Below are 12015 nucleotides of genomic sequence, written 5' to 3'. Positions count from 1 at the left end.
ATCTTACATCACTGCCTCAGAAACCCTCGGCTTATAATCCTTTGCAATATCAGCAATTAGCTTGATATGATCTGGGGTTGTTCCGCAACAACCGCCTATGATGTTTATTAAATTATCGTCTAAATAACTTTTAATTTGGGCTTGCATTTCTTCTGGGGTTTCGTCGTATTCACCAAAAGCATTTGGCAATCCTGCATTTGGATGAGCTGAAATGTTGAACGAAGTGTTATGCGAAAGCGTTTGTAAATACGGTTTTAACAAATCTGCACCAAGGGCGCAATTGAATCCTACGCTCAACAACGGAATATGCGACACCGAAATCAAAAACGCTTCTACCGTTTGTCCTGAAAGCGTTCTTCCTGAAGCATCGGTAATTGTTCCCGAAACCATGATTGGCACATCGATATTGCGTTCGTCTTTTACTTCTTCGATAGCGAAAAGTGCTGCTTTGGCATTTAGCGTATCGAAAATAGTTTCGACTAGCAATAAATCACTTCCTCCATCCAACAAAGCTTCTACTTGTTGTTTGTAAGCAATCCTCAAATCATCGAAAGTTACTGCTCTATATCCTGGATCGTTTACATCGGGTGACATACTTGCCGTTCTGTTTGTTGGCCCGATCGAACCGGCAACAAAACGTGGCTTGGCTGGATTTTTTGCTGTGAATTCATCAGCTACTTTGCGGGCAATTTTTGCCGACTCGTAGTTCAATTCATACACTAAATCCTCCATGTGGTAATCGGCCATACCAATAGTGGTTCCTGAGAACGTATTGGTTTCTATAATATCAGCACCGGCTTCAAAATAAGCGGCGTGAACGGCTGCTATTGCCTGAGGTTGTGTAAGCGATAATAAATCGTTGTTTCCTTTTAAGGAATGTGGAAAATCTTTGAAACGCTCTCCTCTGAAATCTTCTTCGGAGAAGTTGTAACGTTGCAACATGGTTCCCATAGCTCCGTCGAGTACAAGGATTCTTTCTTTGATTGCTTCTTGAATTGTTGACATAATTCTGTATTTATTAAACCTAACAGCTTTTGAAAACCTGTTAGGTTTGGCTTAATTATTATTTTCCAAAAATTCCTATTCTTGGCTCTTTAGCCCCGATGGAAGCGATATCCTTTTATTCTGGGGTTCAGAATAAAAGATATAGCGTACAGCGGGAACGATGATTGCAAAAAATGCGCCAATCTTTCGCTCCTGATACTGAAATGAATTCAGTATGCAATAATTATCGATATGTTATCAGAAAAAAGATTTGAAAAATACAGAATGTATCTTGTGTTATCTATCCCCGCGATGCGTGGTAGAATGTAGCACCTTTCCCGTAGGACGGGAGGTTGCTAAGGTTTCATTGGGTCTTTTCCCTCCGCCTTTCGTGATAACGTTCAATAAAATTAGGAACGGCGCAAAGTTATGAAATAGCCTTGCGACTTGCAAGTATTTTTTTCTTAGATTCTGAGACGCTAAGTTGCTAAGATTCTAAGGGAAATACTGATAAATAAAAAGCTCAAACTATATTTCAAGTTTGAGCTTTAAAAAAATCTTAGCGACTTAGTTTCTTAGTAACTCAGCAACTTATACGATAGCTTTCACTACTGCTTTTGGAGCTTCTTTACGAGTTCCGTCGAATCCGTCAACGCCGGAAACAGTGGTGTATTTCATCACATATTTTTTACCTGGATTGATGATTTGGTACGCTGCTTGGCACATTAATGTAGCCTCGTGGAATCCGCAAAGAATTAATTTTAATTTTCCTGGATACGTATTTACGTCTCCAATGGCAAAAATTCCTGGTATATTGGTTTGATAATCCAAAGCGTTGTTTACTTTGATCGCATTTTTTTCGATTTCTAATCCCCAGTCAGCAATTGGACCCAATTTTGGCGTAAGACCAAAAAGCGGAATGAAATAATCAGTTGGGATGTTCATGTGAGCACCTTCGATATCAACATCTACTGATTCTAAATGCTCAGCTCCGTTCAATCCTACAACTTCTCCTGGAGTAATCATTCTGATTTTTCCAGCGTTTTTCAATTCTTGTACTTTTTCAACTGAGTCTAATGCGCCTCTGAATTCGTTTCTTCTGTGAATCAAAGTTACTTCTGAAGCCACATTCGACAAGAAAATACTCCAGTCCAAAGCGGAATCTCCACCTCCTGAAATCACGACTCTTTTGTCTCTGAATTTTTCAGGATTTTTGATGAAGTACTTAATTCCTTTGTCTTCGTAAAATTCGATATCTTCGATTAATGGTTTTCTTGGTTCAAAACTTCCCAAACCTCCAGCGATTGCGATAACTGGGGCGTGGAATCTCTTTCCTTTATTTGACGTTACTATAAAGCTACCGTCTTCTTGTTTTTCGATAGTTTCGGCGCGTTCTCCAAGAGTAAATCCAGGTTCGAATTGCTTGATTTGTTCCATCAAATTATCTACTAAATCTCCTGCTAATACTTCAGGAAATCCTGGAATATCATAAATAGGTTTCTTTGGATACAACTCTGATAATTGTCCACCTGGTTGTGGCAACGCATCTAAAATATGACATTTCAATTTTAGTAATCCTGCTTCGAAAACTGCGAAAAGACCTGTTGGTCCGGCTCCTATTATAAGTATGTCTGTTTTAACCATTCTATTTAAATTTTTACGCTTATTATTATTTTATTTATCTGCAAATAAACTAATGATTTCTATTTTTGGAAGTGATTATTATCACTTATTGGCATTAGTTATTTTTTTTATTCTTTATTTTTTAATGCTTTGGTAATCTCGTTCATCTTTTGTTCATCGGGTTAAAACCCGATGCTATTCAATGTATCGTTGCTATGGAACTATTAAATTATTCTTTGTTTTTTAATGCTTCGGTAATCTCATTCATTCTTTGCTCATCGGGTTAAAACCCGACGCTATTCAATGTATCGTTCCTATGGAACTATTAAATTATTCTTTGTTTTTTAAAACTTCGGTAATCTCGTTCATTCTTTGCTCATCGGGTTAAAACCCGACGCTATTCAATGTACCGTTCCTATGGAACTATTAAATTATTCTTTGTTTTTTAGAGCTTCTGTAATCTCATTCATTCTTTGAACCTTTTCTTCAAAATTACCTTTGAGCGTTTTTCTATATTCATTGAGGTTTTCAACCATTTTGTTGACGTCCTCCGGAATCACTTCTTCGAAAAACTCCCGCAATCTTTTAGCTGTTGTTGGTGATTTTCCGTTGGTCGAAATGGCGATTTTTACATTTCCTTTGGTAATAATTCCACCCAAATAATAATCACATAAATCGGGTGTATCGGCAATATTGCAAATTAAATAACGCTCTCGAGCTAAATCGTATACACGTTTGTTGATTTCTAAATCATCGGTGCAAGCAATAACCATGTGGCGTTTCTTGAGCATTTTTTTCTTAAACTTCGATTGTGTTAATATAACCGAAGGATGATTTTCTGCCAAAGCTTCCAATTCAGGTATGAACTTTGTTGCTACTACCTCAACATTAGCGTTTGGACTGGATTTTAACATGAAAGACAACTTTTCTAAACCAACATTTCCTCCACCAACAATCAACACATTGATGTTGTGTAGCTTTAAAAAAATTGGGTATAATTCGTTTCTTTCCATTTTGTTATTCTATTCATCGGGTTAAAACCCGACGCAATAATATTGATCGTTCCTATCATCGGGTTGAAACCCGACGCTATAATATGACTCGTTCCTATCATCGGGTTGAAACCCGACGCTATAATATGACTCGTTCCTACGGAACTTTTACATTAATTATTTCTTTTGACAGAAACTCTTCGTAAAACCCTTTTAATTTGTTGCTTTCTTTAACTACTTCGCCAATAACGATGATTGCTGGCGAACTTAATTTATTTTCGGCAACCTCATTTTGAATTGTATCGATTGTTCCTACTGCAATTTTTTCATTTGATGTTGTACCATTTTGAATAATCGCCACAGGAATTTCTCCTTTGGATTCTTTTTGAAACAATTCAACAATTTGTGATAATTTACTCATTCCCATCAAAATCACAACAGTCGCTGATGATTGTGAAGCAAGAGCGATATCATTTGATAAACTTCTATCCGAAGTTGTTCCTGTGATTACCCAAAAACTTTCGGAAGTTCCTCTTTTTGTTAAAGAAATTCCTTGATTCGCAGGAACCGCAATTGCTGATGAAATGCCAGGGACTACAAATGTAGGGATTCCAAAACTTTCAATGTATTCAATTTCTTCGCTTCCACGTCCAAAAATGAATGGATCTCCACCTTTTAATCTCACAACATGACCATAAGTAAGTGCATTATCAACAATCAACTGATTAATTTGCTCTTGTGAATACGTATGATTTCCTATTTTTTTCCCAACAAAAATCTTTATAGATTCTTTTGGAGCATACTCTAAAATCTCATCATTTGCCAAAGCATCATACAAAACCACATTCGCTTTAGCAAGAGCTTTCACAGCTTTTACTGTAAGCAAATCTGGATCGCCAGGACCTGCTCCTACTAAAGTTACTTTGGGTTGGATTGTATTAAGCATTAGCTAAATCTTTGGCTCTATATTTTTCGATTGTTTCAAAGAAGGCAATCCCTTCTTGAATATATTGCTTTGCAAAAGCTTCACTTGGCTCATTTTTATTGATTTGGTAAACCAATTCTCTGAAAGAAGTTGCTAATTCAATTTTTTTAGTTTCTATAAAAACCGTATCAAACAAATCAATAATACCTGCATGATTGTTTGTTTTTTCATTTTCAGAAAGTAATAATGCTTTGGCTCCGTTTACAAAACCTGCGTAAGTATGATAAATAGCATCAGACCATTTTCCTTCTTCTAAAGATTCATTGGCAAAAATCAATTTATCTTTTGCTTCAAATAATAAAGTCGCTACCAAATCAATTACAACACCAGCACATTCTCCAACTCCAACGGCTTTTACATAATTATCAGCGTTACCCCAGTCTACAAAATCAGCTTCTGTAAGATTGGTTACATCTGCGAAAGGTTTTAGAATTTCGTAGAAATATTTCTCTCCTTTAGCATCATAATAATCAAGGAATTTTTGTCCGTTTCCATTAGCATCATAATCATTTAAGATTGTACGCAAAGCATCTGGCCCTCTACGGCTTGGTATTTTGATTACTTTATCAGCGAAACGTCCTTCTCCATTTCCTAAACGTCCACCACCCAATAAAACTTGTAATGCTGGTGCAACTAATTTACCTGCATTGATTGACATTCCTTGGAAACCAATAGCAGACATGTTGTGTTGTCCACAAGCATTCATACAACCACTAATTTTGATTTCTATTTCAAGGTTATTTTTGTATTGCGGATATTCAGCTTCAATTACTTTTTCTAGTTCTTCTGCAATACCAGTACTGCTCGCAATCCCTAAGTTACATGTATCTGTTCCTGGACAAGCTGTGATATCGGCAGTTGAATTATATCCTAAAGCAACCATATCCAATTTGGCTAATTCTTGATAAAAGAACGGTAAATTTTCTTCTTTTATATTACGAATTACAATGTTTTGACGCAATGAAAAACGCAATTCATTAGCGCCATAATTTTTAATTAAATCCGCTAATAATCTTGCTTTATCTATATAAAAGTCTCCTAAAAGAACCTTAACTCCAATTGCGTAATATCCTTTTTGTTTTTGTGCAATTACATTTGATTTTTTCCAAGCTGCATACGCTTCAGTATCATCAATTGTAACTTGAGGAACTTCTAATAAAGGCTCTGGAATAGCACCTTCAAAAGCAGTTGTATCAATTTCGTATGTTTCAAAAGCGATTGCCTTTTTCTCTTTTTCAACTAAATCTAAAAAGGCATCTTTCCCGATTTCTTTTACTAAAAACTTCATACGCGCTTTCATCCTTTTAGCACGTTCTCCATGTCTGTCAAAAACACGAATGATTCCTTCAGCTGTTGGGATGATTTGGTTTACAGGGATAAATTCTGAAAGCAATTCTGCATGAGCAGGTTGTGAACCTAGACCTCCACCGAAAACTACCTTAAATCCTTTTTGACCATCTTTAATTTTAGGAATAAACCCTAAATCATGTAAATAACTCAAAGCAGTATCTTCGTCTGAAGAAGAGAACGAAATTTTGAATTTACGTCCCATTTCCTGACAGATAGGATTTCTCAATAAATATTGAAACATGGCGTGAGCATAAGGCGTAACATCAAATGGTTCGTTTACATCGATACCTGCCAATTCGCTTCCTGTAATATTTCTTACTGTGTTTCCACAGGCTTCGCGCAAAGTAATATCGTCTTTAGCTAAATCTGCCCAAAGTTCTGGAGTTCTGTCCAAACTCACGTAGTGAATCTGAATATCCTGACGAGTGGTAATATGCAAACGTCCTGTAGAATATTTTTCAGAAACATTTGTAATATTCACCAATTGCTCACTAGTCACTTTACCATAAGGCAATTTGATACGAATCATTTGAACGCCTTCCTGACGTTGTCCGTAAATTCCACGTGCCAAACGTAGGCTGCGAAAACGCTCATCATCAATCCCTCCGTTGCGGAATAAATGTATCTTTTTTTCTAAATCGATAATCTCTTTTTGAACTATCGGGTTTTCTATTTCTGATCTAAAACTTTCCATTTTTTTGTCGCTTTTGGCTATTAGCTTTTTGGCTATTAGCTGGTAATGGTTATTTACTTTTTTATTTTGCTAAAGGCGAATAGCCAATTGCTAAAAACTATTTTATAAATCCAACTCCTGCTGTAGTGTTGGTCGCAGCGTCTATTAAGATAAAAGCTCCATTTGATTTGTTTTCTGTATATGAATCAAAATAAATAGCTTTACTCAATTTAATAGTAACTTCTCCAATTTCATTAATAGCCAATTGAGAAGCTGGTGTAATTCCTGAATAATCAGTTGCTATTACATTTTTCACACTGTCAATTTTCGCCAAAACTCTATTTGTGTTGTGTTGCACATAATATTTAGCCCCTGCTACTAACTTTTTGCTGTCCATCCAGCAAACTGTCGTTGTAATATCTTTTTCAATTTTTGGAAGCTCACTAGATTTTACAATCATATCTCCTCTAGTCACATTAATATCATTTTCTAATTCAATTGTGATAGAAGAACCAGCAACTGCTTCGTCATATTGTTTGTCAAAAAAATGAATTTTGGTCACTTTGGATTCTGTTAAAGAAGGAAGAACCGTAACAGCATCTCCAACTTTAATATTATTTCCTGATAATTTACCAGCATATCCTCTGAAATCGTGATACTCTTCCGTTTTTGGACGAATTACCGTTTGAACCGGGAAACGTGCTTTTCCTGCTTCATAAACATCATGAGAATGTAATCCTTCTAAATGTTCTAAAACAGTTTGTCCAGTATACCAAGGCATGTTCTCTGATTTTTGAGCAACATTTCCTCCATTGATAGCGCTTAACGGAATGTAACTTACGTTTTGTTCTTTGTAAGCACTTTTCTCGTTTAACGCCTGAAAATCAGCTTTAATTTTATTAAAAACCTCTTCAGAATAATCTACCAAATCCATTTTATTAATGGCAACAATCACATCTTTTACTCTCAATAAATTATTGATAAAAAAGTGACGGTAAGTTTGCTCGATAACTCCTTTACGGGCATCAATCAAAATGATAGATACTTGCGAGGTAGAAGCTCCTGTAACCATGTTACGAGTATATTCTACGTGACCTGGAGTATCGGCGATGATGTAACTTTTTTTAGCAGTAGAAAAATAAATATGTGCTACATCAATTGTAATTCCTTGCTCTCTCTCGGCAACCAAACCATCAGTAGCCAATGAGAAATCTAAGTAATCATATCCTTTTTGCTTGCTGCTTTTTTCTATTGCTTCAATTTTATCTGTAGTCAATGATTTTGTATCGTATAATAATCTTCCGATTAAAGTACTTTTTCCGTCATCTACACTTCCTGCTGTTGCTATTTTTAAAACTTCCATTCTTGTTTTTTTGTTTAAAGTTTAAAAGTTTAAGGTTTCAAGTTTTTCTAAACACCTCTTTATAAACCTTTAAATTTGAATTTTTATTTTAAATGTTGAATTTTAAATTTTAAATGTTTTAAAAACAATTCATAATTTAAAATTTATAATTCATAATTATATTAAAAGTATCCTTGTTGTTTTCTTTTTTCCATCGCAGCCTCAGAACGTTTGTCATCGATTCTGGCCCCTCTTTCGGAAATGGTCGAAGAACGAATTTCCCCTACGACTTCCTGAATAGTTGCTGCATAAGACTCAACAGCGGCAGTGCAACTCATGTCTCCAACGGTTCTGAAACGAACAATTCGTTCCTCGACTTGTTCGTCTTCTTCTTGGTACACAAAAGGAGAGTGTGACCAAATTAAACCGTCTCTCAAAAAAACTTTACGTTTATGCGAAAAATAAATGGATGGGATTTCGATTTTTTCTTGTTCGATATAACTCCAAACATCTAATTCAGTCCAGTTTGAAATTGGGAAAACCCGAACGTTTTGACCATTTTCAATTTTTCCGTTTAATAAATCAAATAACTCAGGACGTTGGTTTTTTTCATCCCATTGACCAAAATCATCACGAACAGAAAAAATACGCTCTTTAGCTCTTGCTTTTTCCTCGTCACGACGAGCTCCACCAATACAAGCATCAAATTTAAATTCTTCGATTGCATCCAAAAGCGTTATAGTTTGCAAACTATTTCTACTTGAATATTTACCAGACTCTTCAACTACTTTTCCTTCATCAATAGCATCCTGCACATTGCGAACAATTAATTCTAATCCTAATTCGGCAACCAATTTATCTCTAAACTCAATAGTTTCAGGGAAATTATGACCTGTATCTACGTGTAATAATGGAAAAGGGATTTTTGCAGGAAAAAATGCTTTTTGTGCCAAACGCACCAAAGTAATAGAATCCTTTCCTCCTGAGAAAAGCAAAACTGGTCTGTCAAATTGAGAAATTACTTCTCTGAATATGTAAATTGCTTCGCTTTCTAAAGCATTTGTTTTTAATACTGAACTCATTTTTATTTGTTTAAAAGTTTAAGGTTTAAAGTTTAAGGTTGTTGTGACCTCAACTAAAATCTCTCAACTATTTTATTTCTATTCTCTTTTTTCTAAAATCTGCCTTCTTATTTCTGTCTTCTTATTTCTGTCTTCTTACTTCTGGTGCAAACCACATTCTTTATGGCTTGATTCCCATGACCATCTTCCTGCTCTGATATCTTCGCCTGGTGCAATTGCTCTGGTACAAGGGGCACAACCGATACTTACAAACCCTTTTTTATGCAATGCGTTTTGTGGTACATTATTATCGTCAATATATTTTTGAACGTCTTCTAAACTCCATTTTAATAATGGGTTGAATTTTATAATATCAAAATTGGCGTCGTATTCAAATAAATGCAAATCACTTCTGTTTTCTGATTGCTCGGCTCTTAAACCAGTAATCCAAACTGAATTTCCAGCCAAAGCTTTTTTTAACGGAACCACTTTACGAATGAAACAACATTCTTTTCTATTCTCCACCGATTCATAAAAGCTATTAGGACCTTTTTCTCTCAATAAAGCTTCAACTGAAGTTGCTTCGGGAAAATAAACCTCGATGTTTTTTTTATACTTCTTCAAAGTCTTATGAAAAACATCATATGTTTCCTGAAATAATCTGCCTGTGTCCAATGTAAAAATGGTGATTGGCAAATCATTTTTAGCAATTAAAGCTGTAATCACCTGATCTTCTTGCCCAAATGAAGTAGAAAAAACCACTTTATTTGGATATTCATTAGCCAAAAATGCCAAAGTTTCCTCAATTGAAAAGTTGACTGTTTTTTCTAATAAAATATTTACTACTGACGAATCCATTCTTTCTATTTTTATTTAAAATCTATTACCCTATCGGCTTAGTAGATTACTTTGCAAAAGTACTACATATTTCTAAATATCAAAACAAAAAAATTATTTTTTTACTTTAAAAAACAATTAAATCTGAAGAAGTTAAAAAACTTGCAATATCATAGAGCTGGTAATCTAAAAACTGTTAGGCAAAATTACAACTAACTAAAAGACAGCCTGTTAATTTAATTATAAAAACTACTCTTTTTAAAATAAAACTAAAAAGCTATATCTGCCAGAGTATTGCTTTCTAATATCTTTAAAGTATTATCTCTCACTTGGGTCATTAATCGGCGGGCTGCGCAAGTAGTTTCATCATCACAATCGTCACATCTTTCATAAAAATTATGACTTGCACAAGGAAGTAAAGCAATCGGACCTTCAAGGATACGATATACTTTTGCCATACTTATTTCTTTTGGATCTTTGATTAAATAATAACCACCGCCTTTTCCTTTTTTGGCGCCAAGAAATCCTGAATTTCGAAGTAATAATAAAATACTTTCCAAAAATTTAATCGAAATATGCTCACTTTGAGCAATATCTGCAATAGCAACTGGCTCATTATTCTCACGTCTAGCCAAATAAGTCAAAGCTTTAATTCCGTACTTAGTTTTCTTTGAAAGCATATTTAAATTTTAAATTTAATTTAGAAGCCATTGTTTAAATGAACAGCTTTATATTATTCTGCAACAAAAATAGATATTTTGAGCGAGAAAACTAACAAAACGGAATTAAATTCTACCAATTTGATATAGTTTTGTTTTTATTTTTTTAAACTTGAATTAAATTGTGTTTGTGAGATGATTTTTTAATCTATTTTACTAGTACAAATCATGTTTATGCTAAAAAATCATTACAAATAAGATGAGCATTATCTTTTTTAAAATATAATTGATGATCTTGATTTTCAAAAGAATGGTTTTGAATTTTTAAATCTAAAAACCATTCCAGACTTGGTGCATTAAGATCTTTTTCGCCAAAATATAATTGGATTTTGCAATCTGGTTTCCTGGTTTCAAAACGCAATCTTGTTGAAGAAACAGCGATGAAATTACAAACTTTCAATCCATCTAAAGCAGCTTTCCATGCAATTGTTCCGCCTATACTAAATCCTAAAACATGGACTTCTTCTTTTTCACAGCGTAATATATTTTGAACTGCTTTGTCAATTCCTCCATTTACAAATTGGTTATGAATATCCATTTCATTAGAATCACTAACGTCAATTTCCCCTAATTCAAGAACGTCATAATATTGAATGTCAAATTTAGATTCTAATATTTCTAAATACGCTTTTAGCCATTTGGGATTTTTACCCCCAAATAAATCTGATAAAATAAGTAATCTGAGTTTTACCATAAATTAGGCTTAAAAATTAAACACAAAGCCCACGGTTAAAACCGTGGGCTATTATATTAATGGATCTACAATCTTAAGAAAGCGCCTGATTTAAATCTGCGATAACATCTTTCACATTTTCTAAACCAACAGAAACGCGCACTAGACCTTCGGTGATTCCGACAGCTAATTTTTCTTCAACGGATAATTTGCTATGTGTTGTTGAAGCCGGGTGCGTCACAATAGTTTTGACATCTCCAATATTTGCTGAGAGCGAACATAATTTAATTCTGTCCAAAAATTTTCTTCCTGCTTCGATTCCGCCTTTAATTTCAAACGCAATAATATTACCGCCCAAAAGCATTTGTTTTTTGGCAATTTCATATTTTGGATGTGATTTCAAGAAAGGATATTTCACGCTATTTACATTTGGATGACTTTCTAAAAATTCAGCCACTTTCAAAGCGTTCTCGCAATGTCTGTCTACACGAACTGACAAAGTTTCTAAGCTTTTAGACAATACCCAAGCGTTAAATGGTGACATTGCTGGTCCCGTATTTCTTGAAAACAAATATATTTTGCGAATCAAATCAGAGTCTCCAACAGCAATTCCACCTAAAACGCGTCCTTGCCCATCCATCAATTTTGTAGCCGAATGCACAACTATATGTGCACCATATTTAATTGGTTGCTGAATATAAGGAGTAGCAAAACAATTGTCTACAATCAAAATCAAGTTATGTTTTTTGGCAATTTTCCCTAAAAACTCCAAATCA

At 34.5% G+C, this 12015-nt stretch carries 11 protein-coding genes and 1 riboswitch; all 11 genes read right to left on the bottom strand.

Annotated elements, in window-relative coordinates:
• Window positions 1-3: 3 nt before the first annotated feature.
• Window positions 4-1005 carry a homocysteine S-methyltransferase family protein gene (locus tag VLC96_RS08030; protein WP_325261965.1) on the bottom strand — a complete coding sequence of 334 codons (1002 nt, stop codon included), beginning with the start codon at window positions 1003-1005 and terminating at the stop codon, window positions 4-6.
• Window positions 1006-1278: 273 nt separating this feature from the next.
• Window positions 1279-1385, bottom strand: a riboswitch (SAM riboswitch).
• A 190-nt stretch (window positions 1386-1575) separates the two neighbouring features.
• Window positions 1576-2628, bottom strand: coding sequence for an NAD(P)/FAD-dependent oxidoreductase (locus VLC96_RS08025; RefSeq protein ID WP_325261963.1), 1053 nt, complete (start codon window positions 2626-2628; stop codon window positions 1576-1578).
• Window positions 2629-3038: 410 nt separating this feature from the next.
• Window positions 3039-3620 carry a precorrin-2 dehydrogenase/sirohydrochlorin ferrochelatase family protein gene (locus VLC96_RS08020; RefSeq protein ID WP_325261961.1) on the bottom strand — a complete coding sequence of 194 codons (582 nt, stop codon included), beginning with the start codon at window positions 3618-3620 and terminating at the stop codon, window positions 3039-3041.
• Window positions 3621-3756: 136 nt separating this feature from the next.
• Window positions 3757-4545 (bottom strand): uroporphyrinogen-III C-methyltransferase, encoded by a 789-nt coding sequence (gene cobA, locus VLC96_RS08015; RefSeq protein ID WP_325261960.1) that lies wholly within the window; start codon window positions 4543-4545, stop codon window positions 3757-3759.
• Complete coding sequence (locus VLC96_RS08010; protein ID WP_325261959.1) at window positions 4538-6628, bottom strand: ferredoxin-like domain-containing protein; 2091 nt, start codon at window positions 6626-6628, stop codon at window positions 4538-4540. Before VLC96_RS08010 ends, cobA begins: the two co-directional genes overlap by 8 nt.
• A gap of 97 nt (window positions 6629-6725) precedes the next feature.
• Entirely contained in the window at window positions 6726-7970 is a 1245-nt protein-coding gene (locus VLC96_RS08005; protein ID WP_325261958.1) for a sulfate adenylyltransferase subunit 1, read from the bottom strand.
• Between the two features lie 161 nt (window positions 7971-8131).
• Window positions 8132-9031 (bottom strand): sulfate adenylyltransferase subunit CysD, encoded by a 900-nt coding sequence (cysD, locus tag VLC96_RS08000; protein WP_325261956.1) that lies wholly within the window; start codon window positions 9029-9031, stop codon window positions 8132-8134.
• Window positions 9032-9166: 135 nt separating this feature from the next.
• Complete coding sequence (locus tag VLC96_RS07995) at window positions 9167-9868, bottom strand: phosphoadenylyl-sulfate reductase (protein ID WP_325261954.1); 702 nt, start codon at window positions 9866-9868, stop codon at window positions 9167-9169.
• Window positions 9869-10116: 248 nt separating this feature from the next.
• Window positions 10117-10527, bottom strand: a complete 411-nt coding sequence (locus VLC96_RS07990) for an RrF2 family transcriptional regulator (protein WP_325261953.1) — start codon at window positions 10525-10527, stop codon at window positions 10117-10119.
• Window positions 10528-10738: 211 nt separating this feature from the next.
• Window positions 10739-11260 carry an alpha/beta hydrolase gene (locus VLC96_RS07985; RefSeq protein WP_325261952.1) on the bottom strand — a complete coding sequence of 174 codons (522 nt, stop codon included), beginning with the start codon at window positions 11258-11260 and terminating at the stop codon, window positions 10739-10741.
• A gap of 73 nt (window positions 11261-11333) precedes the next feature.
• The coding region (locus VLC96_RS07980) for a trans-sulfuration enzyme family protein (RefSeq protein ID WP_325261951.1) at window positions 11334-12015 on the bottom strand (682 nt) is incomplete at its 5' end.

The sequence above is a fragment of the Flavobacterium sp. genome (genome assembly GCF_035456085.1).
Lineage (GTDB): Bacteria > Bacteroidota > Bacteroidia > Flavobacteriales > Flavobacteriaceae > Flavobacterium.
This window is presented reverse-complemented; position numbering and strand designations above follow the sequence as displayed.